Origin of the sequence: Caballeronia sp. INML3B, from assembly GCF_023631305.1 — a bacterium.
GTDB lineage: Bacteria > Pseudomonadota > Gammaproteobacteria > Burkholderiales > Burkholderiaceae > Caballeronia > Caballeronia turbans.
Genome location: NZ_JALQDI010000020.1, coordinates 1 through 21,159, shown reverse-complemented (window position 1 = coordinate 21,159; position 21,159 = coordinate 1). Strand labels below are relative to the sequence as shown.

At 64.5% G+C, this 21,159-nt stretch carries 21 protein-coding genes; 10 read left to right on the top strand and 11 right to left on the bottom strand.

Annotated elements, in window-relative coordinates:
* Positions 1 to 69: 69 nt before the first annotated feature.
* Entirely contained in the window at positions 70 to 519 is a 450-nt protein-coding gene (locus NCS58_RS11765) for a DUF4236 domain-containing protein (protein WP_250538484.1), read from the top strand.
* Position 520: 1 nt separating this feature from the next.
* On the opposite strand, the gene NCS58_RS11760 is transcribed toward NCS58_RS11765, so the two are convergent.
* From NCS58_RS11760 to NCS58_RS11740, 5 genes are all read right to left on the bottom strand, one after another.
* Entirely contained in the window at positions 521 to 1,441 is a 921-nt protein-coding gene (locus tag NCS58_RS11760; protein ID WP_250538483.1) for an AraC family transcriptional regulator, read from the bottom strand.
* Between the two features lie 57 nt (positions 1,442 to 1,498).
* A complete protein-coding gene (locus NCS58_RS11755) occupies positions 1,499 to 2,482 on the bottom strand; it encodes a LysR family transcriptional regulator (RefSeq protein ID WP_250538482.1) in 984 nt (327 codons plus the stop codon).
* 138 nt (positions 2,483 to 2,620) lie between these two features.
* Positions 2,621 to 3,280, bottom strand: a complete 660-nt coding sequence (locus NCS58_RS11750) for a 2-hydroxychromene-2-carboxylate isomerase (protein WP_061119372.1) — start codon at positions 3,278 to 3,280, stop codon at positions 2,621 to 2,623.
* Between the two features lie 141 nt (positions 3,281 to 3,421).
* Positions 3,422 to 4,897, bottom strand: a complete 1,476-nt coding sequence (locus NCS58_RS11745) for a TAXI family TRAP transporter solute-binding subunit (protein ID WP_250538481.1) — start codon at positions 4,895 to 4,897, stop codon at positions 3,422 to 3,424.
* 347 nt (positions 4,898 to 5,244) lie between these two features.
* The gene (locus NCS58_RS11740) at positions 5,245 to 5,529 is read right to left on the bottom strand and encodes a hypothetical protein (RefSeq protein ID WP_061119369.1); all 285 of its coding nucleotides are present in this window, start codon (positions 5,527 to 5,529) and stop codon (positions 5,245 to 5,247) included.
* Here NCS58_RS11740 and NCS58_RS11735 point away from each other — a divergent pair.
* Complete coding sequence (locus NCS58_RS11735; RefSeq protein WP_061119368.1) at positions 5,528 to 5,899, top strand: BON domain-containing protein; 372 nt, start codon at positions 5,528 to 5,530, stop codon at positions 5,897 to 5,899. The two genes, NCS58_RS11740 and NCS58_RS11735, sit on opposite strands and share 2 nt — an antisense overlap.
* 306 nt (positions 5,900 to 6,205) lie before the next feature.
* Positions 6,206 to 8,296, top strand: coding sequence for a D-(-)-3-hydroxybutyrate oligomer hydrolase (locus NCS58_RS11730; protein ID WP_250538493.1), 2,091 nt, complete (start codon positions 6,206 to 6,208; stop codon positions 8,294 to 8,296).
* A gap of 13 nt (positions 8,297 to 8,309) precedes the next feature.
* Here NCS58_RS11730 and NCS58_RS11725 read toward each other — a convergent pair whose 3' ends face one another.
* Both NCS58_RS11725 and NCS58_RS11720 read right to left on the bottom strand, forming a co-directional pair.
* Complete coding sequence (locus NCS58_RS11725; RefSeq protein WP_061119366.1) at positions 8,310 to 9,065, bottom strand: DUF2242 domain-containing protein; 756 nt, start codon at positions 9,063 to 9,065, stop codon at positions 8,310 to 8,312.
* A 201-nt stretch (positions 9,066 to 9,266) separates the two neighbouring features.
* On the bottom strand, positions 9,267 to 9,608 hold the full coding sequence (locus tag NCS58_RS11720) for a DUF4148 domain-containing protein (RefSeq protein WP_250477026.1): 342 nt from the start codon (positions 9,606 to 9,608) through the stop codon (positions 9,267 to 9,269).
* Between the two features lie 239 nt (positions 9,609 to 9,847).
* Between NCS58_RS11720 and NCS58_RS11715 the strand changes: the two genes are divergently transcribed.
* Both NCS58_RS11715 and NCS58_RS11710 read left to right on the top strand, forming a co-directional pair.
* On the top strand, positions 9,848 to 13,144 hold the full coding sequence (locus NCS58_RS11715; protein ID WP_250538480.1) for an adenylate/guanylate cyclase domain-containing protein: 3,297 nt from the start codon (positions 9,848 to 9,850) through the stop codon (positions 13,142 to 13,144).
* Between the two features lie 15 nt (positions 13,145 to 13,159).
* Entirely contained in the window at positions 13,160 to 13,561 is a 402-nt protein-coding gene (locus NCS58_RS11710) for a hypothetical protein (RefSeq protein ID WP_061119436.1), read from the top strand.
* A gap of 8 nt (positions 13,562 to 13,569) precedes the next feature.
* On the opposite strand, the gene NCS58_RS11705 is transcribed toward NCS58_RS11710, so the two are convergent.
* Positions 13,570 to 14,211, bottom strand: coding sequence for a DUF1109 domain-containing protein (locus NCS58_RS11705; RefSeq protein ID WP_061119363.1), 642 nt, complete (start codon positions 14,209 to 14,211; stop codon positions 13,570 to 13,572).
* Positions 14,208 to 14,756: a sigma-70 family RNA polymerase sigma factor gene (locus NCS58_RS11700; RefSeq protein ID WP_061119362.1), complete on the bottom strand. Its 549-nt coding sequence runs from the start codon at positions 14,754 to 14,756 to the stop codon at positions 14,208 to 14,210. The genes NCS58_RS11705 and NCS58_RS11700 overlap by 4 nt, the downstream gene beginning before the upstream one ends.
* 331 nt (positions 14,757 to 15,087) lie before the next feature.
* Between NCS58_RS11700 and NCS58_RS11695 the strand changes: the two genes are divergently transcribed.
* From NCS58_RS11695 to NCS58_RS11675, 5 genes are all read left to right on the top strand, one after another.
* Entirely contained in the window at positions 15,088 to 15,726 is a 639-nt protein-coding gene (locus NCS58_RS11695) for a cytochrome b/b6 domain-containing protein (RefSeq protein ID WP_250477023.1), read from the top strand.
* A gap of 19 nt (positions 15,727 to 15,745) precedes the next feature.
* A complete protein-coding gene (locus tag NCS58_RS11690; protein ID WP_250538479.1) occupies positions 15,746 to 16,522 on the top strand; it encodes a molybdopterin-dependent oxidoreductase in 777 nt (258 codons plus the stop codon).
* Positions 16,523 to 16,588: 66 nt separating this feature from the next.
* Positions 16,589 to 16,822, top strand: coding sequence for a pentapeptide MXKDX repeat protein (locus NCS58_RS11685; protein WP_061119359.1), 234 nt, complete (start codon positions 16,589 to 16,591; stop codon positions 16,820 to 16,822).
* A gap of 120 nt (positions 16,823 to 16,942) precedes the next feature.
* Entirely contained in the window at positions 16,943 to 17,362 is a 420-nt protein-coding gene (locus NCS58_RS11680; RefSeq protein WP_061119358.1) for a MarR family winged helix-turn-helix transcriptional regulator, read from the top strand.
* Positions 17,363 to 17,448: 86 nt separating this feature from the next.
* Complete coding sequence (locus NCS58_RS11675) at positions 17,449 to 18,753, top strand: chloride channel protein (protein ID WP_061119357.1); 1,305 nt, start codon at positions 17,449 to 17,451, stop codon at positions 18,751 to 18,753.
* Positions 18,754 to 19,323: 570 nt separating this feature from the next.
* Here the strand turns inward: NCS58_RS11675 and NCS58_RS11670 are convergent.
* Both NCS58_RS11670 and NCS58_RS11665 read right to left on the bottom strand, forming a co-directional pair.
* Entirely contained in the window at positions 19,324 to 19,749 is a 426-nt protein-coding gene (locus tag NCS58_RS11670) for a cupin domain-containing protein (protein WP_250538478.1), read from the bottom strand.
* Between the two features lie 76 nt (positions 19,750 to 19,825).
* Positions 19,826 to 20,653: an AraC family transcriptional regulator gene (locus NCS58_RS11665; protein ID WP_250477021.1), complete on the bottom strand. Its 828-nt coding sequence runs from the start codon at positions 20,651 to 20,653 to the stop codon at positions 19,826 to 19,828.
* Positions 20,654 to 21,159: the final 506 nt, after the last annotated feature.

Genomic DNA, 21,159 nt, shown 5'->3' with positions numbered 1-21,159 from the left:
GGTGCGATGTCCTCGGAACTGTCGGATAGATCGCTCAACCCGCATCCCTGACATGTCGGAATCGACGATTTGAGTAAGGGAAGCAGTGATGGGGTTCGGTTTTCGCGAGAGCATCAAGATATTGCCCGGCGTGCGGTCAATCTGAGCAAGAGCGGGATCAGCACCTCGATCGGCGTAAAAGGGTTCACCTACAACACGCGCGGCCGCATCACGACGAGCATTCCGGGCACCGGCATCTACCACGTCACCAATCTGAGAACGAAAGGCGCGCGGCAGCCGTCGCGCAGGCAATCGGCATCGCTCGAATTCAGAATGTGCGTGCAGGAGCGCGTCGTGAGCGCGCTGCGCGGCTACTTTCTTTCACACGGCATCTATGTAAGCGAATCGAACCTCGGCCAGGCGACGGAATTCGTCGAGCACGATGCGCCGGCGTCCGCCGCAAGCGAAATCGCGGCGCCCGCCGCGCAGCACGATGCTGCCGAGGATCACCACGCGTATTACCGCTCCGATTTCCGCTGACTCAGCCCAACCCGTTCGCCGCCCGAAACCTCCCCGGCGCCACCCCGTAAAGCTCCTTGAAACGCTTCGAAAACGCCGCCTCGGATTGATACCCCACATCCGCCGCGACATCCGCGATGCTCTTTTTCGTATGCGTGAGCATCGTGCTCGCGAGCTGCATGCGCACGTGACTCAGCAAGGCGAGCGGCGAGCTATCGGAGCGCGCCGAGAACGCGCGCATGAACGTCGCGCGCGACATGGCCGCTTCCTTGGCCAGCATTTCGAGTGTCCACGGTTCGGCGGGGCGCTCCAGCATCGCGATGATCGACGCGCCCAGCCGCCGGTTCGCAAGCAGTCCGAGCACGCCCGCGAGCGAGGGCTGCCCGTCGAGCCAGGCGCGCAACACCATCGTGAAGAGTGCGGTAGACAGGGCCGTGACGATCGACGGCGCGCCCAGTTGCGCCTCTTCCGCCTCGCGGCGCATCGTCTGGACGAGCGGCGCGAGGTAAGTCGCCGATGCATTCGCGAACGACACATGCACGACATCCGGCAACACGTCGATCAGCAGGGCGCGCGGCGCATAGAGAAATCGACCGCACAGCAAGTCCACGCCCGGGGGCTGCCCGCCGCAATTGCTTTGCTCGGTGACCGCGCCGTTGTGGCGCACGTTGATCTCCGTCTTCGCCGCCCCGTTTTCACGAGGCTGAATGCTCAGCACGTGCGCGTCGCCGCGCGGCAAGAAGAAGATGTCGCCTGCCCGCAGTTCGAGCGGCGCATGACCCTTTCGAAGCACCGTGCACGCGCCATCGAGCACGACGTGATACACCGCTTCGCCAGCGGGCGCGGGCGCGTGATCGAGTTCCAGCGGACCGCTCAGCAGGCAGCGCAGATCGAGCGCGCCGGAGAGGTGCGCAAGCTGGATCAGTTTGTCGAGTGCGTCCATGTGAGCGGGCCGGCGAGGTGTCGTTCCGGATAGTACCGAAGTCCCGCGGGGCGTGCGCTACTTCGCGAGTTCGCCCAGTTCGCGGGTCTCCTCTCCCGAGGGCGCCGCCACGGCCTTCTTGCGGGTGAGCGAATCGGACACGGTCGACATCAGCGTGCGCAGCCACGCGACATCCGTCGGCTGATCGGGCTGCGGCACCGAAAGCTGATAGCACTTGATGCGCGGAAACGGCACCGGCGAGTCGAGCACCGCGAGCGGCAGCATCGCCGCATAGTGCTGCGCGAACCGGCGCGGCGCGGTGAAGATGAGGTCCGACTGCAAAAGCACCTGCGGCACGAGTCCGAAGTAGGGAATCGTCGTGACGATGCGCCGCTCGATGCCCGCGCGCGAAAGGCCGACGTCGATCGGATGCCGCCTGCCGCCGCTATACGGCGTCGGCGCGAGATGCGAGGCGAGGGCATAGCGTTCCACCGTCAGCGGCTCGCGCGCGAGCGGATGGTTCGCGCGCATCAGGCAGACGAATACGTCGGTGAACAGATCCTGGCGTTCGAAGCGCGGCTCGGGCTTCGTCCAGTTGGCGACCATCAGATCGATTTCGCCTTCGTCGAGCATGCGCTCGTGGTCGCGCATCGGTGTGAGCGACTCGATCTCCAGACGCGCGTTGGGCGCCGCGTCGCGAAAAGCCGCGACGAGCGTCGGCATGAAGAAATCGTTCAGATAATCCGGCGCGGCGACGCGAAAGGTGCGGCGCGAGCTTGCCGGATCGAAATCGCCGTGCGGCGTCGCGACGAATTCCACTTCGCGCAATGCGCGTTGCGCCGGCGCGAGCAGCGATTCGCCGTACTCGGTCGGCACCATGCCCTGCTTGCCGCGCACGAGAATCGGATCGTTCAGGATTTCGCGCAGGCGGCGCAACGCGGTGCTGATCGCCGGCTGCGTCTGGTTCAGCCGTTGCGCGGTCTGCGTCACGCTGCGCTCCAGCAGCAGGGTGCGCAGCACACGGATGAGCCAGATGTCGAGTGAGTCGGCGGGATCGTTCATGGCTTGCGAAACGGTTGAATTCGGGTTGCACGGGCGCGAACTCGCGAACCCTCACCCGAAGTTAAACGCTTATCCGTTTTTGACACCATAGCGAGCGCGCTATGCACGGCATAGGCGCGAGCGCCGACCCGGCCAGCATCAACCGAAATCGGCATCTCGCGGCGCGATCGGCAGCGCGCTGATGCGCTTCACTTCCGCGCCGTCGAGCCAGTTCGGCGAGCGCGCGACATAGAGCACCATCGGCAGCGTGTCCTCGCCCCAGAAGATCTGATCGTTGACGAGGAAGGTCGGCACGCCGAACACGCCCATCGCCACCGCGCGGTCGTTGTTGTCGCGCAGCTTCGCCTTGACGTCCTCGTCCTCGATGCGCGTTTCGCCGTCCGGCATGCCGACGCGCTCGCACAATCCGCGAAAGCCCTCCGGCGTGGAGGGATCGCGCCCCTCGCGCCAGATGTAGCGAAAGATCTCGCGCACGCGGCCGATCTCGCCGTTCGCCAGCACGGCGAGCCGCAGTGCCTTGCTGGGGTCGAACGGATGCGCGGGCGGCATCCTGAACGGAATGCCCAGTTGTTCCGCGCGGAACAGCGCGTGCCGGTAGGTGAAGACGCGTTTGGAGGGAATCGTCGCGGCGTGGGGCTGGCCCCAGCGGTCGAGCAGCTTCATCAACTGGACGGGGACGAGCTCGAACGGCATGTCCGGCCATTTTTCATGCTGTTCGAGCAGCAAGTACGAAAACGGCGAAATGAAGTCGAAGAAAAAGTACGGATGACCAGTACTGGTCGAATGCGGGGCACTCATGTTCCCTTCTCCCTGAGATTCCTTGGCTTTGCTCGCGCAAACGCGCGCCTGAGCCTCATCTGTTCGTTTTTTGTCGTGTCCTGCATGGCGGATGCGACGCGCGCGGCGTTGCATCCCGTTCTTGCGTTCCTCCAATAGATATTACGTGCTGCCTTGTTCCGTGTCTGCCCGCGAAGCGACAACGGACGCGTCCGGTTGCGCCACGTCGCGCGCGGGGGCTTCGTCGGGCGGCGCGACGGGCACATGCGCGAGCCGCTGCCGCACGAAGCCGATGTGCTCGCGCAGCACGTAGAACTGATCCGCGAACGCGAGCGGCATCTTCATGCGATTCACGGCCGTTTCGATCGCGTCGATGCGGTCGAGCAGGGCATCGCGCTGGGCGGTATCGGGGCCGCTGATCGCTTCCCGCTCTATTGCAATGAGCGCGCCATACCAGCGATAGATTCGCGATTTCACGCGCCAGCGATACAGCCCCGGCACGAGCCGCAAGCCCGGAATCAGCACCACGATGAGCGGCAGCAGCACGACGAGCACGCGATCCGCGAGACTCGCGAGCCAGAACGGCAGCGTGCGGTAGAGGAAGCTCTTACCCGATTTGTAATACCGCTCGGCGTTGTCGCTGATGCGAAATTCGTGCACGAGCGGCGCGGGGAATTCGTTGGCCCGCTGCAGCAGATTGGCGCGCCCGTGCACCTCGCGCGCGGCTTCGATCAGCAGGTCGGAGAGCGCCGGATGCAGGCTGTCGCGCGCAACCAGTTCGGCTGTGGGCGCGATCATGTGGACCGGACGCGGCGGCAGGTTGCGGGAGAAGTCGAAGGCGCCCATCGGCAGCTCGATTTCCGTCAGGTACGGAAAGCGGCGCGCGTACGCATCGGCCTGGACGAAATCCATGAAGCGGATGCCCGGCGAGCGCAAGAGTTTCGCCATCGTCGGCGGCTGGGCGGAGTCGCCTGTCAGGAAAACGGCGTCGACGCGGCCGTCTTCGAGCGCTTTCGCGGCGTCGTCGCCGGCGAGCGGCAGCAGCTCCGTGTCGCCGCCCGGTTCGATGCCGTTCGCCTTCAGGAGCGTGAGCGCGAGCACGCGCGTGCCGCTGCCTTCCGCGCCGATCGCGAGCCGCTTGCCCTTCAGCTCCGACAATCGGCTGACGACTGTCGCGCCGCGATAGAACACCGCGAGCGGCACATAGGACACGCTGCCGAGCGATTCCAGGTTGTCGTGCGTCGTGCCCGGCTTGGTCAGGCCACCCTGTACGAAACCCACGTCGACGTTCGATTTCGAATCGTCGAGACGGGTCAGGTTGTCGAGCGAGCCTTGCGTCTCGAGCACGTTGAGCGTCACGCGGTTGCGCGCGAGGATCGCCTTGTATTTTTGCGCGCTGGTCCAGAACGAACTGCCTTTCGGCCCGGCGGCGATGGTCAGCGTGCTCGGCGGCGCGGGCTGGATCAGCCGCACGGCGACATAGAGCGCGGCCGCGCAGACGAGCAGGATCGGGCCGAAGGTGAGCGCGAGGTCGCGCCAGGATATCGCGACGAAGCGTGCGACGATCCGCTGCTGCGGCTTGCGTGCCGGTGGGACGTCCGGATCGGTGCCCGGATTGTTTCCTGAAGGGTGGGTCATCTCGTCGGTAATCGTAAAACTGCGTGCCCGCGAGCTTAACCGATCGCGATGCGCGGTCATTTCCACGAACGGGTTCGGCTGGCGCGCGAGCGGCGCGTCCGGGCGGCCGGCATGGCGTCGATGGTACAGGAGATGGATCGGCCTCCGGCGGGCCGCGCGGCGCGTGCGGACTGTGACGGACGTGTGTCGGCGCAGGCGGTGCTGTTGCGCGTGCGCGGCTTCGCGGAAGGTCGCATTGTTAAATGCTTTGCGCTAATGGCCGCGCTGGGCTAAATTGACGTTCGCCGCCGCACGACAAGGCTTTTCGCGGGCCGCAGCCCGGAATGTGGGTTCGTGAGCCGCGCCAGTCAGCCGCCATGCGGCAGGTCATATTCGAGCCGACGGGGTTTTTCCGCCCGACCAACCGGCCGCAGTTTGTTTCTTTCGCCAGTCTCTCGCAGCACCGTGAGCCGCATTCGCCGGCTCGCCGCCGTCATGCCCGCGCGCCGTTTCAGGCCCCGGGCGCGCGTGGCCACGGGCAGCCGCTCGATGTCGTAGCCCAGCCGCTGGGAATGCGGTCCGGTTTTGTAGTGCAAAAACGAGCGAAGTAGCAACTGTGCGAAGTCAACAAGCGAAACAAAAGGAGAAATCATGAAAGCAGTCGATCTGTTGAAGGCGCTGGGCGTGGTGGTGTGCGTGGCCGTGGCATCGAGCGCCTATGCCCAATCGAGCGACGCGGCGGCCACGAGCACCGACTCGGCGGCGCAGGCGAAGGCTCAGAAATCCGCGACCAAGAAGACCGACCGCAAGCTCGGCTACGACGTGCGCCGCGCGCTGTCGAAGGCGCAGGGCTTCGATGTGTCGAACGTGTTCGTGCGCGCGCGCAGCGGCGCGGTGACGCTGACGGGCACGGTGCCGGAAGGCGGCCAGATCGCCCAGGCCGAAGAAGTGACAAAGGGCGTGCCGGGTGTGAAGTCGGTCTCCAATAAGCTCACCCTCGGCGTGCAAGGCGGCGGGCAGTAACACGAGTTACAGAAAGCCGGCGACGTCGCACGATGCCGCCGGCTTTCGCTCGTCAAGCGAGCGTTCAAACGGGCTCCGGCTTTGCTGCCGGAGCCCGTTGTCGTTTGGCGCTTTCGCTGCCGCGGCGTGAATTTGGCCAAGACCGCCGGCGGATAAGGCGCGATACTTGCACCAACGGCCGCGCGGCGCGCACGCGAGCCTCGCGGACGTGTTGCCCTCTCAGGTTGCACCACTCATCGGAACGTATGGCGGAGACCCACAATGAAAAGATTCGCGCGTACCCAGAGGTTGCAGACTTTGCAGCACATGCCGCGCACTGTCGCGCTGGCGGCGCTCGCCGCACTGGCGCTCGCCGCATGCCACGGCGGCGATGACGACAACGGCAGCAGCCAGCCGACCAACACCTTGCCGAGCTTCATCTCCGGCTCGGTCAATACGCAGACTTACGACGGCGTCTCGGACGACCTGCTCACGGCCGGTCTCGGCAAGACGGGCCTCGCGTCGGCGACCGCGCCCGCGCTCGCCAAGCCGGCGGCGCCGACGGCCGCCGAACTGCGCCGCCTCGCGATCTATTCGAACTACCGCGCGCTCGTCGACATGTCGTCGAACGGCGGCTACGGGCGCTTCTGGGGGCCGAACGTCGATCTGAACGGCAACGACACGCTCGGCGAGGGGAAGATCCCGGGCAAGGAATACATCGCCTACGCGGATGACGGCAGCGGCACGCAGAACGTCAGCCTGCTCGTGCAGATCCCGCAGAGCTTCAACCCGGATCAGCCTTGCATCGTCACGGCGACGTCGTCGGGGTCGCGCGGCGTCTACGGTGCGATTTCGGCGGCAGGCGAGTGGGGCCTGAAGCGCGGCTGCGCGGTGGCCTATAACGACAAGGGCAGCGGCAACGGCGGCCACGAACTGTCGACCAATCTCGTCACGCTGATCGACGGCACGCTCGCGAACGCCGACATTGCCGGGACGAAGGCGATCTTCAAGGCGAACGCGAGCGCATCGGCGCTGTCGTCGTTCAATTCGGCCTTCCCGAACCGCTACGCGTACAAGCACGCGCATTCGCAACAGAACCCGGAAAAGGACTGGGGCAAGAACACGCTGCAGGCGATCCAGTTTGCATACTGGGCGCTCAACGACATGTTCGGCCCGGTCAGCGGCTCGACGCATCAGGTGCGCTACAGCAAAGGCAGCATCACGACGATCGCGGCATCGGTGAGCAACGGCGGCGGCGCATCGCTGGCGGCGGCGGAGCAGGACACCGATGGCTGGATCACGGCGGTCGTCGTCGGCGAGCCGCAGATCAATCTGAATCTGCCGTCGCAAGTCTCGGTGCGGCAGGGCGGCGTGCCGGTCGGCTCGTTCGGGCGGCCGCTCGCGGATTACATGACGCTCGCCAATCTGCTTCAGCCCTGCGCGGCGCTCGCGCCCGCCGCAGCCGGCGCGCCGTATCTGACGACGTTGCCCGTGGCGACCACGAACGCGATCCGCACGGCGCGGTGCGCGACGCTCGCCGCGAGCGGGCTCGTCGCGGGCGGCAATACCGTCGCGCAGGCCACGGACGCGCTCAACCAGTTGCATCAGGCCGGCTACGAGACCGACTCCGACACGCTCCATGCGCCGATGTGGGACTCGCAAGCGGTGCCGGCCGTCGCCGTCACGTATGCCGACGCGTACATGAAGGCGAGCGTGCTCGACAACCTGTGCGACTTCAGCTTCGGCACGACCAACGCGCTAACGGGCGCGGCGGGCGTCGCGCCGCTCGTCTCGCCGATGCCGACGCTCTTCGGCAACGGCAACGGCGTGCCGCCGACGAACGGCATCAACCTGGTTTACAACGCGGGGACGGCGGGCGCGGCCGATCATCGCCTGGCGACGCCCGATGCCAGTTACGCGGGCGCCGCATGCCTGCGCTCGCTGTGGACCAACGGCAATGCGACGATGGTGGCCAACGTCAATGCGATCCGCGTGAACGCGAACCTGCGCGGCAAGCCTGCGATCATCGTGCAGGGCCGCGCCGATGCGCTCGTGCCGATCAACCATGCGTCCCGGCCGTATCTCGGCGCGAATCGGGTGGCTGAGGGCAACAACAGCCAGCTTTCGCTCTATGAAATCACGAACGGCCAGCACTTCGACGCGTTCCTGAGCGTGGCGGGCTTCGACACGCGCTTCATTCCGGTCCACTACTACGACATTCAGGCGCTCAACCTGATGTGGAATCACCTGAAGAACAACGCGCCGCTGCCGCCTTCTCAGGTGGTGCGCACGGTGGCGCGCGGCGGCAAGGCGGGATCGGCGCCTGCGCTCACGGCGCCCAATCTGCCGCCGATCGCCGTTGATCCGGGCGCGAACGCCATTACGACGGCGGGCGGCATCGTCAACGTGCCGAACTGACGCGGCGCGCGGCTTACTGAGTCGTGGTGGTTCGCGGCGCCGCTGGCGCTGCGGCCGCGGCCGCGGACACATCCGACGCACCGGCCGCGACTGCATCCGATGCCTGGATCGCCGTTGCAGCGGCGGGCGTCTGCACGACGATCGGTGTCGGCGTGAGTTCGGGCGAGTTGACGATGAGCGACGGCGCGAGCGGCTTGCTCTTCACTTCGTCCGCCGCGACGGGCGCGCTGCGCGGCACGGTGTTCAGATAGTGGCCCATCAGGGAAAAGAAGCGGTCGTAGAACTTGCCGGCGGGCACGGTCTCGCTCGAGATTTTGACCATCGCGTCGCTGTTCGAGCGGATCGGCAGCGACAGCGACCCCAACACGCTCAACCCGACGCTCGCCGACGTATCGCTCTTCTTGAGCGCATAGCCGTCCTGCACGGCGTTCACATACGCGATGCTCTGATTCGTCGCGTTCTCGCCAGGCGTGCACACCACATGGAAAGACACGACGACGTGCGTCTCGGCGCTCGGCTGAAAGTTTTTGGTCGCGTCGACGGTGTCGGGCTGGCCCATCGTCGTGAGAAAGCCTTGCGACAGCAGCGCGCGGCGCGCGGCCTCGCAAGTTTCGTTGACGGTGGCGTCGAAATTGTGCGCGAACGGGCTCGCGCCGGTGCTGAACAGCTCCTGCTGATAGCTCGGCGTGACCGCGCTGCGGCCAGCGCAGGCAGCGAGGGCGAGAAATCCGAGGGAGGCGAAAACGAGGCGCAGGGACGGCATGGGCATGAGGCAGCGGATCCAAAATATGTGTCAACGACAGACACAAATTGTAGTGCCGCCGGACTGGCCGATGAAAAACGCCGAGTCTGAAAACATCGTCGAATCGACGGATTACAGGGTGATGAAAGGTGGCCGGACGGCTCGAATCATCGGTCTGGAAAGCGCAAAGCCCGGCGCGCGGCCGGGCGTTCTTGCGCTAAAAGCGGCTTACGGACGATTGAAGTCGACCGGGTTGGCCGCCTCCGGACGGACGATGCGGTCGAGGAAGCTCGACCGGCCCGCATGCCCCGACGCCGATGCGCCTTCGCTTGCACCGCCGAAGGACGACGCAGCGGCGCCTTGCTGCGCATCGACACGGGCTTGTGCTGCCTGGATCTGGGCCGGGTAGGTCGTCTGATCGGCCGCCGGGTTGTAGCCCGCGCGCTCGAGTTGAACCAGTTCGGCGCGCACTTGCGCGCGGGTGACCGGGCCGTCTTCACGCGCCTGGGCGAAACCCGGAACGGCGAGAACGGCAGCGATGGCGATGGCGGGAACGATGGACTTGAACATGATGACCTCCGAATGCTGATTTTGGGGAACGCCGCGGGTGGTGAGGTTTCTCTCCACTGCTTCGTCGTTGAGAGGCAGTGTAGGACGCGGCGTTGTAGGTAAAAACCCTGATTCGCCCAAATCAGTATTCGCGATTTGACATTAATCGTTTCAATCACTATCGGTCCGCCGATTGACGGAGTCTCCGGGGGTCTAGATGCTATCTTTGAAGTGACTCGATTCCTTCGCCCGGAGATATCGTGGACGTCGCCGTCTGGCTGCGCAGCCTCGGAATGGAACGGTACGAAACGGTGTTCGCCGAGAACGCCATCGACGCCGACGTGCTGCGCAGCCTTACCGCGGACGACCTGAAAGATCTTGGAATCGCTTCGGTCGGGCATCGCCGGAAATTGCTCGATGCGCTGACGGAACTGCGCGCGCGCACCGGCCCGGCAGACGCGGGCACGAGCCCGAACGGGGCGAAAGGAGAACGGCGGCAGGTCGCGGTGCTCTTCGCCGATCTGTGCGGCTTCACGAAAATGAGCCGGGAAGCCGATCCGGAAGAAATCGTCGCCGTGCTCGATCGATACTTCGAGACGGCCGATCGCATCGTCGAGCAGCATGGAGGCTACGTCGACAAGCATGTCGGCGACTCGATCATGGCGGTTTTCGGCGCGCCGGTTTCGCACGGCAACGATGTGGAACGCGCCGTGCGGGCAGCGCTCGCGATCAGCGACGCGATGCCCGCCCTGTCGCGCGTTCTCACTCGTTCGGTCGCGGTGCATATCGGCATTGCGGGCGGCGAGGTCGTCGCGAGCGGCACGGGCAGCGCCGCGCATCGCGAGTACACCGTGACCGGCGAGACGGTCAATCTCGCCTCGCGTCTCACCGACGCGGCCGGGCCCGCGGAAATCCTGATTTCGGAGGCTGTGCGGCGCGCGCTGGCCGGCCGCGTCGAGTGCGCCGGACGCGGCGCGCTTTCCGTCAAGGGTTTCGCGGAGCCGGTTTCGGCGTGGTGTATCGCGGGTCTCCTGCACAGTGCGCCGGGACGGCCGTTCGTCGGTCGTCTTGACGAACTGCGCCAGCTTCGCGCGATGCTTGGGGCATGTCGCGAGAGCGGCGCCGGTCGCACCGTGCTACTGCGCGGCGAGGCCGGAATCGGCAAGACGCGCCTTCTCGATGAGCTCAAACGCGAGGCGCGCGATGCGGGCTTTCTCTGCCACGGCGGCCTCGTGCTCGATTTCGGCGCCGCCACCGGACGGGGCGCGATGCAGTCTCTCGTGCGCGGGCTTCTGGCGCTCGACGACGCGAGTGATGCGCAGGCCGGCCTGAGCGGCGTCGAGCACGCGATCGGCGACGGCCTGATCGATCGCGGCGACGCGCTTTTTCTGAAGGATCTCGCCGATGTGCCGATGTCACTCGCAGATCGCGCAATCTACGAAGCGATGGACAACGCGACGCGCGCCGGCGGGCGGCGCCATGTCGTGAGCCGGCTGGTCGAGCGCGCGAGCCGCCGGCAACTTCGACTATTGTCCGTCGAGGACATCCACTGGTCGGATGGATCGACGCTCAATGACCTTGCCGGGCTGTCGGCGACCGTGGCGCAGTGTCCGGCAGTGCTGGTGCTGACCGCTCGTCCCGCCGGCCACGCGTTCGATGAATCGTGGCGCGCGGCGGCCGGCGCGCCGTACGCGCTCGTCGATCTCCTTGCGCTCAGCGTCAGCGAGTCGCACGTGATGGCCGCATCGTTTCCCGGTGCGGCCGCGGACCTCGCGTCGCGCTGCATCGCGCGGGCGGCGGGCAATCCGCTGTTTCTCGAGCAGCTGCTGGGCAACGCGGAGGAAAGCGACGAAACCCGCGTGCCGGGCACGGTGCGCAGTCTCGTGCAGGCGCGGATGGATCGGCTCCACGCCGTCGACAGGACAGTCTTGCAGGCCGCCTCGGTACTCGGTCAACTCTTCGAGAAGGACGCGCTCGAGTATCTCGTCGATGGCGCCGGCGCCGCACTGGAGCCGCTCGTGACGAGTCTTTTGCTGCGGCGTCAGGGTGCCGGATTCCTGTTCCATCACGCACTCATTCGCGACGCCGTCTATGACGGCTTGCTGAAAAGCCGGCGTCGCGAGCTGCATCGTCGCGCCGCGCAGTGGTATGCGGAACGTGACCCGCTGCTGCGAGCCGAACATCTCGATCGGGCAATGGACAGCGAGGCGGCGCGCGCCTATTGCGACGCGGCGCGCTCGCAGGCGAGGGCGCATCGCCATGAATCCGCGCTCCGGCTCGTCGAACGGGGCCTTCAGCTTGCGCGCGAGAGCAGCGAGCGCGTCGCGCTCGAGTGCCTTCGCGGCGATATCCTGCACGATGTCGGCGACATGCGGTCGGCGCTCGCGGCATTCGAAGCCGCGCTCGAGGTCGCGGTGTCCGACGCGCAGCGCTGCCAGGCGTGGATCGGGCGCGCCACGGTCAAGCGCGTCACGGACGATCTCGACGGCGCATGGGCCGATCTCCATCTCGCCGCCGGCGTCGCTGCCGCACAGGGCTTTCAGCGCGAGGCGGCGCGCATTCACTTCCTGCGCGGCAATCTCTGCTTTCCGCGCGGCGATATCGAGGGCTGCGTGCGCGAACATGGACGCAGTCTCGCACTCGCGCGCGAGGCGCACGACGCCGAACAGGAAGCGGCAGCGCTGGGCGGGCTTGGCGATGCCGAGTACATGCGCGGACGGATGATCAGTGCTCACGACGCCTTCCGCCGCTGCATCGAACTCTGCGAAGGCCACGGGTTCGGACGTATCGCTGTCGCCAATCTTCCCATGCGCGCCATCACGGCGTGGTTCGCAGGCAAGACACAGGCCGGACTGGAAGCCGCGCTCGCGAGTGTCGCCGCGGCCGAGAAGGTGAGGCATCTTCGGGCGCTCGCCGTTGCTCATCACGCGGCCTGGCACTGCCTGCACGATCTCGCCGAATGGGATCGTGCGTGGGAGCACGTCGAACCTGCGCTGCGATGTGCGCGCGAACTGAAGTCGAAAAGATTCGAAGGCGAAGCGCTTGCGCTTCGTGCGGAACTGCATCGGATCGCGGGGCGCGGGCGCGAAGCGCTGGACGATATCGCGGAGGCCTTGTCGATCAGCCGGGAGACGGGCATGGCCTATCTGGGCGCGCATTATCTGGGCGTCCTTGCGCGCGTGACAGACGACATCGATGTATTCGAAAGCGCGCTTGCGGAAGCGCAGGCGCTGCTCACGGCCGGCGCGGTGAGCCACAATCACTTTCTCTTTCGACGTGACGCGATCGAAGCGTGCATCGATCGGCGCCGCTGGGATGCGGCCGAGCATCATGCCGCGGCGCTGGAGGAATACGCTCGCCGGGAGCCATCGCTCTTTTCAGCGTTCTACGTGGGGCGCGCACGGGCGCTGGTCTCGTACGGAAAGGGTGATCGGAACGCTGCCTCGATTAAGGAGCTTCAGCGAATCAGGCAAGAAGGCCGGAAGTCCGGTTTCATTTACGCGCTCGAAGCAATAGATCGCGCGCTCGTAAGCCAGTCGAATCTCATCGACGAATGAGAAGGGGTGTCGATCATGTCGAGCGAGTTCAAGCGGCGGGTCAGATTATTCGTTCAGCGTTTCTGGCAGCCGACCAGCGCGTGCATGACCTGCATGCCGGGCAGCTGGAGCAATATCGCGAGCATGGCTCACTGGACCGTAGCGTTCAAGACCGGACTTTTCACCGGGCTTCTGGCGGTGCTTCTGACTTTTACGCCCGCCGCGAAGCTCTACGAAAACCGGTACGGCAATGCAGCGATCGTCGGCTTGCTGACTGCAATCGGCGATGCGTATGCGCACGCGAGCCGTTACCGTCTGCCCTATGTCGAGCACGTGCTGACGGGCGTCGTCTCCGGACTTCTGGCGCTGCTCGCTTCGTATCTTCTCGAAGATCGCGGGCGTCGCATTCGGGCGGCATGGGCACGCGTCGTCGGATAGCGGTCACACTACCAGCGCAGAAATCGCGGGCCTGTCCACGCACCGATGAGCGCGGGCAACAGCATCCCGATCGCATACCACACGCCCCAGAATGCCGGGCTCATTTCGGGGCAGTGCAGGCAATAGACGATCGTCGCCGTCGAGCTTGCCAGCAAGCCGACGACGGCGCCTGCAAGCCGCAGTCGCGTCGGCGCGAGCGATCGCATCGCCCACATCGCAGCGGGAAAGGTCGGCATCGAAAGAAGCAGGATATTGAACGGGCAGGTGCGCCACGTCTGACCGAGCACCAATGCGGCACGCGCGTTCGGGCCCGCGTTGTCGACGATCATCCAGCCCGCGATCCAGACCGCCGCGAACGGCAAGGCCACGAGCGCCCACGCATATCCCGCACGAGCGCCGGGCCGGCCGATCCGGGCGATGACGAGCAGCGCGCCGATGGCGACCGCCAGCGGAAAGGCCAGCTTCGCCCAGAAGATGCCCGTACCGGCGACGCTGCCGAGATCGTGACGAACGCCGAACACGATGCTCATCAGGACCAGCGAGCCCGCTGCGCCGATCAGCAGCGCCTGAACGAACCGGCGTGCGATGGCCCTACGGTCGACCTGCGTCACCTGGTTCGAAAGGAGGGAGATGAGTTCGTCGGTGTTCATCGCAATCCCCGGATTTTAGCCGCGAGCGCCTTGAGTCCGCGATGCACGCCCACCTTGACGGCCGACTCGGAAAGACCGGTGAGCTGCGCGGTTTCCGTCACCGACAGCCCTTCGAGTTTCATGTGAACGATCGGCAGACGTTGCTTGTCCGGCAGATGCTCGAGCAGCTTGCCGATGTCGTGCCGCGCCTGCGCGGGTTCGTCGTCGGCGGCGGCGAGCAGTTCCTCATGATCGTCGAGCGGGACGTTCAGCGACTCGCGACGTGCGTGGGAGCGGAAGAAGTCCATCAGCTTGTAGCGCGCGATCGCGTGCAGCCACGCCGTCAACGGCTCATCGGACCGATAGGTGTGTCGCGCGTTATGTACCGCCAGCAGAATTTCCTGGACGAGGTCTTCGACATCGTCGAGACGATGCGGAATGCGCTTTCGCAGATAGCCGCGCAGATGCCGTGTGAGAGCCTGCAGAAAGCTGTGATACGCGTTCTGATCGCCTGCAAGTCCGCTGATGAACAACGCTTTCAGCCGGCTTTCCGCATCGTGCGACATGGTTCCTGTAGGGGCGGGACAACGGGACGAAATTTCGCACGCCGCAGCGCAAGCGAGCGGCGTGCTGCGTTTTGCATCGGTCGCTACACAGTATCCGAAGCCGTGATGCGCTGCAATGACGCCGTCCTGGTTCATGTTCGTCGTTTCCCTCGTGCCTTTCGTTAGTTCGTTCTTTTCCCTCCACGCGTTACAGCATGGCCTGCCTGTTTCGCGGGTTTCTCCCGAATCGGTCACAAAAAGATGCCGGTTCATTCGCGCGCTGTAACCAGCGACGCCCAGGCGACGAATTAACCGGTAACCAAGCTTCAGTTCGACTTTCGAGGTAACCCATATGAAAGCGATGAGACCGCCACTTTCGCCAGTGCGCGAAAGCTCGCCTCCCGATGCACCGATCCATCCGTTCTGGTTGCGCGTCACGCACTGGCTCAATGCGATCGCGGCGCTGATCATGATGTTCTCCGGGTGGCGCATTTACGACGCGTCGCCGGTGTTCCGCGGCATCGTCATTCCCCCGTCGATCACGCTCGGCGGATGGCTCGGCGGCGCCTTGCAGTGGCATTTCGCGGCGATGTGGCTGCTGGTGTTCAACGGCATCGTCTATGTCGCGCTCAATGTTGCGAGCGGCCGATTCTTCTCGAAGTTCTTCCCTTTATCGCCGCGCGCCGTGCTGCGCGATCTCATCGCCGCATTGAGCGGCAAGCTCGCGCACGCCGATCTGCGCCAGTACAACGCGGTGCAGAAGCTCGCTTACCTCGCGGTCGTCGTCGATCTGATCGTGCTCGTGCTCTCGGGGCTCGCGATCTGGAAGTCCGTGCAGTTTCCGCTCTTGCGCGAGCTGATGGGCGGTTATGACAACGCGCGCGTCGTGCACTTCTGCGCGATGGCATTGATGGCGGCGTTCGTCGTCGTGCACGTGACGATGGTCGCGCTCGTGCCGCGCTCGCTCGTGACGATGCTGCGCGGCCGCTGATGCATTTGAGGAACACGCCATGAAATCCAACGACAAGCGAATCATCACGGTCGATCGTGCTTCCGTGCTGGCGGATGCGCGCCGCGAACTCGATATGCCGTCGCGGCGCTTGTTCGGCAAGCGCATGCTGACCTTGGGCGGGCTCGCTCTGCTGACCGGCTGCTCGATCACCGACGACGACTCCGTCAACACGCTCCTCACCGCCGTATCGCGTCTGAACGATCGTGCGCAGGCGTGGCTCTTCGATCCGAAGCGGCTCGCGCCGACTTACACCGAAGCGCAACTCACGCGGCCGTTTCCATTCAACGCCTTCTATGGGATCGATGACGTACCCGAAGTGAACGGCAGCGACTATCGCTTGAAGGTGAGCGGGCTTGTGACGGGACAACGCGTCTGGACGTTGCCGGAGTTATATGCGCTGCCTCACGAAGAGCAGATTACGCGGCACATCTGCGTCGAAGGCTGGAGCGCCATCGGGCGCTGGGGCGGCACGCCGTTCGCCGAGTTCCTGCGGCGCGTGGGCGCGGACACGACGGCGAAGTACGTCGGCTTCCGCTGCGCCGACGACTACTACGAAAGCATCGACATGCCGACGGCGCTGCATCAGCAGACGCTTCTCACGTTCGAATACGACGGGCAGCGCCTTCCGGCGAAATACGGCTATCCGATGAAGCTGCGCATGCCGACCAAGCTCGGCTACAAGAATCCGAAGCACATCGTCGAGATATTCGTGACCAACACCTATCCGGGCGGCTATTGGGTCGACCAGGGATACAACTGGTTCGGCGGATCTTGAGCGCCGAACCATCCACCGGTTCCGGATCGTCCGGATGCCATGTTTGACTCACCAAGGAGAGAAGCTATGAAGCGATTGATGACGGCCGTACTCGCAGCGGCGCTGGCCATGGGCACATCGGCCGTGTTCGCACAGGCAAGCGGCACGATGTCCAACGACGCGATGTCGCACGACGCGATGAAGAAAGACAGCATGTCCAACGACAAGATGTCTCACGACAAGATGAGCAAGAGCGACAAGATGAAGAAGCATGACGCGATGGGCATGGACCATCCCGCATCGGGCGCGATGTCGCAGTAAGGCGAAGCGGGCGTCACGGCACGCCCGCGTTTCCAGGACTGGGTATGATCCGCGAACACGAATGACGAAATCCGATGCGCGTGGTCGGATCGTCATGTCAATGTCGAATCAGGGCCGCCCATGTCATCGAGCACGAAGCAGAAAGCCGCAGTTCCTCACAAGCACGATCTGGAAGCGATGTCGCTCTTCCGTTACGAGCTACGCAAATTCCTGCGTGTGTCGGAAGAGATCTCCAATGCGGCCGGGATCACCACGCTTCAATATCAGTTGCTCCTGCACGTTCGCGGATTCCCCGAGCGCAAGTGGGCCACTGTCGGCGAACTCGCGGAGCGATTGCAGGCCGCGCCCAACGGAACGGCTGCATTGGTGTCGCGATGCGAGACTGCGGGCCTCGTCACGCGCAAGATCGACAAGACGGATCGTCGACAGGTGCAGGTGCATCTGACAGCCAAAGGCGAGCGATGTCTGCTCAGGCTGGCAGCGGAACACAAATCGCACTATGGGTCGTTCGGCTGGGTCTTCGACGACAGGCGAGAGTGAGCCGATAACACACGAGCCGGGTCGCATCGAAGGAAGAATCGAATTTATGTCACAATGTGCCTTAAATTCGAGTTCTCCATTTTCCGATGCGCATCCCCGGATTCATCGACCGACGCACGATATTGCGCGGCAGGCGGCTATGGCTGCACTACGGCGTGTTCTGGCTCGGCGCGGTCGCGACGGGGCTCGTCGCGGTCATGTACGCGCGGCTCATCGACTTCGGATACGACACCTTTCTACGCTTCACGGCCGTCTGCTGGTGGTTGCCTCTGGTGATCACGCCGGCGATCGGCGCATTCGGCGTCTGGGTGACGCGCCGCTTCTTTCCCGGGTCGGAAGGCAGTGGCATTCCGCAGGTCATCGCGACGCTGCATGACGGGCGGGAGCTCGGGCCGCGGCTGCTCACCATCCGGATTCTCGTGGGCAAGATCGCCTTGTCGTTCCTGTCGATTCTCGGGGGCTTCACCATCGGGCGGGAAGGGCCGACCATTCACGTCGGCGCGGCGCTCATGTATAGCCTGCGTCGCTTCTATCCGTTGCGCTTGCGCAGCTTTCGCGGCGGCGCAATGGAGCGCAAGCTGGCGCTCGCGGGCGCGGCCGCCGGATTGTCGGCTGCGTTCAATGCGCCGCTCGCGGGCGTGGTGTTCGCTATCGAGGAACTCACGCGCAGCTTCGAGCAGCGCACCAGCGGCGTGCTGATCACGGCGATCATCTTTGCCGGTATCGTGTCGCTCGCGCTGCAAGGCAACTACACCTATTTCGGCACCATTCAACTGGACGGGCATTTTCCCGAATCGCTCGCGCTCGCAGTCGTTCTGCTTGGCGCGGTAACGGGCATCGCTGGCGGGATGTTCTGCTGGCTATTGCTGAACACGCAGCGCTGGATGCCGGCACGAATGGTCGGCTGGCGCCAGTCGCATCCCGTGGCTTTCGGCGCCATGTGCGGCCTGTTCATCGCCGTGATCGGGGTGGCAGCGGGCGGTCATACGTTCGGCAGCGGCTATGCGGAAGCGCGCGGTATGCTCGAAGGCAATTCGCGGCTCGGCGCGAGCTATCCGCTACTGAAAATGGCGTCGATGGTCGGTTCGTATCTTCCCGGCGCGCCCGGCGGACTTTTCGCGCCATCGCTCGCGATTGGAGCGGGCATCGGCAACGCGCTTCACCAGATTTTCGGCGGCATGCAATTGCCGATGCTGATCGCGCTGGGCATGGTGGGCTATCTCGCCGCAGTCACGCAGAGTCCGATTACAGCATTCGTGATCGTCATCGAGATGATCAACGGTCACGCGCTCGTGCTGTCGCTGATGGCCACGGCGCTGATTTCGAGCCAGGTGTCGAGGCTCTTCGCCCCGCCGCTGTATGAGGCGTTGGCGCAGAAATACCTTCTTTAGTCGCTTTGGCCTGCAGCTTTTGATACGCGCGCGGGATGGCTACTCGTTACGGCGCATCAGGGCGGATGCGGCGCGTTTTTCGGCCATTTGCGGCTTGCGGCGGCGGAAGACCGTTGACTTGACGATTTGAAAATCGGCTCTTCGAACCACGAGGCCGATGCTGAGCCTCACGCGAGGTCGCCTCAAAGGAACAATGGCCGTCGGCCACTCCTTTCCTCCGGCAGATCGTCGGCCATAGCGATGCTTCGGCGGTTGGCCGTGCTGAGGCTGCTGTACTCCGCCTTCCAGCCATCCGCAGCTCGCGGGCCGCAAATGGCGCGTTACACCGGCGCCAATGCGTACTTGCGGGCCATCAGCGGTCGGGCGAGGTCACCCTCCAATTTGAATATCCAAGGCCTCGTCCGCCGACGCTCAATGGACGGTCTCCGGCGAGCGAATCGCGGGCGGCACTACCTCGACCCGGAAACGAGCGGACGTTCAACTGGCGGGTTCAAATCCACGACAATCGCGCCCCCGAGGAATCGCCCGTGTCCGTCCGCTCATCTCACCGGTCATACCCCGGCGGCCGCCTCAAATCCACTGGTCGTTTGCGACAGTACGCTCGCTTGTCGCGCCGTCGCCCGTGTTCACCACACCTCGCGGCTCGATAAGCAGCAGCTTAACTTCTCCGTTTGCACAGGGCTTGTGCTCGACGCCCTTCGGAACTACTCCCAGTTGTCCGGCATGTAATACGATCGAACCATCGCCTGAAGGCCCTGCCCGAAAATCGATACGCAGTTCGCCATCAAGGACGATGAACGCTTCGTCGGTATCGGCATGTCGGTGCCACTCGAAGTCGTCTTCAACTTTGACGACCTTGAATTGATAGTCGTTCATTTCAGCGACAACGCGCGGTTGCCAGTGATCGTTAATCTGCGCGATCTTGCCCATCAGATCGATGGTGTGGCACTGGCCGCGGGTGACCGGCGCGGTGGGATGGTTCGAGGATTGGGACATCGTTCTCTCCGTTCAAAGGTTGATGCGTTGAGGATACGCATACTCCTTTCGGTCGTATTGAACGATCGTGGTGTTTTTAGCCGCGCAAAACGCCGCCCGCGACTTGTAACCAGCGCCCCGGCGTCAGTCCAAATGTCTTCGAAAAGTGTCGCGTCATATGACTCTGATCAGCAAAACCCGCGGCTGCAGCAGCGCAAGCGAGCGAGGTGCCAGCGAGCAGCATGTGGCGCACTGCGTCGAGGCGCCGCATCGTCAGATACCGATACGGGCTCGTGCCGTAGAACCTGCGAAAATCGTGCGACAGGCTCCAGCGATCGCGGCCCGTCACCGCTTCAAGTTCGTCGAGCGTGACAACGCGCGAGCAGTTCGCGTGCAGATAGTCGCGTGCGCGCCGCGCAGCGAGGAAGTCCCCTTTGGCTGTTCGTGTAGGCGTACCGGTGACGGCGGCCAGGGCATTCGCCAATTCGGCAAGCGCATCGCTCTGTTCAAGCGGCTCAAGCGTATAGCCGACATGCTGCAGCAACGCTGCGGTCGCAACCGCAAGGCGCGGATCGGTAGTCACGCCACCTTCGAGGAACGGCAGTGCTCGTCCGCCGAGCACTTCCTGAAAGAGAGCGGGTTCTACGTAGACCATCCGGTATTGGAACCCCTCATCGGTGCCCGCTTGGCCATCGTGAGCCTCATCGGGATGCAGCACGAGCGTGTTGCCCGGCAGGCTGTTCCTCTGGCTGCGCCGATAGTTGAAACTTTGGACGCCAGCGAGCGTGCGGCCAATCGCGTAGGTGTCGTGGCGGTGCATCGAATACGCGCTGCCGTGAAACCACGCTTCGATGCGCTCGACGCCTTCTATCGACTCGGCACGCCTTACCCAGTCGGGGGGCAAGACCGGTGTTTGCAGGTTCATGATATATGGCCCCGGATGGCCCGACCTGTGCCGATGCGGTGCAGGCGCTCAAGGGCGGTGCGCGCGCAGGCGAAAACCAAATTGTCGCACGTGCGACGACGCGCTACGTTCGCCTAGCGCATTTTACGCAGGGGGACTTCCGCAGCCCTAAAACGTAGGCTTCGGGAACTTTCAACGGCTGTTCGGGGTTGGGAAGAGCCGCTGCCGATTGGGCGCTTCTGGGCAGCTGAACTCCACTTACCGCTGTCCAGCGACGAGTTTGAGGAGCGAACGGACGCAAACCGACCCACTTCGGTCAGACGCCCCTCCGCAAAGCGGTCAGTCAACCGAATCAGCGTTTTGCGGACTGGAGCACCGTAAAGCGGACGTTGTCGACCTCACCAAATCGGCCATTCCCTCGGCGTCAGACAATCAGCGTCCGGACTACCTGGCGGATTCAACCGGTCGATGCAATAGCTTGATGGAATCGTTCAGCTGGTGTCTCGTAATCTAGCGTCTTTCTTGGG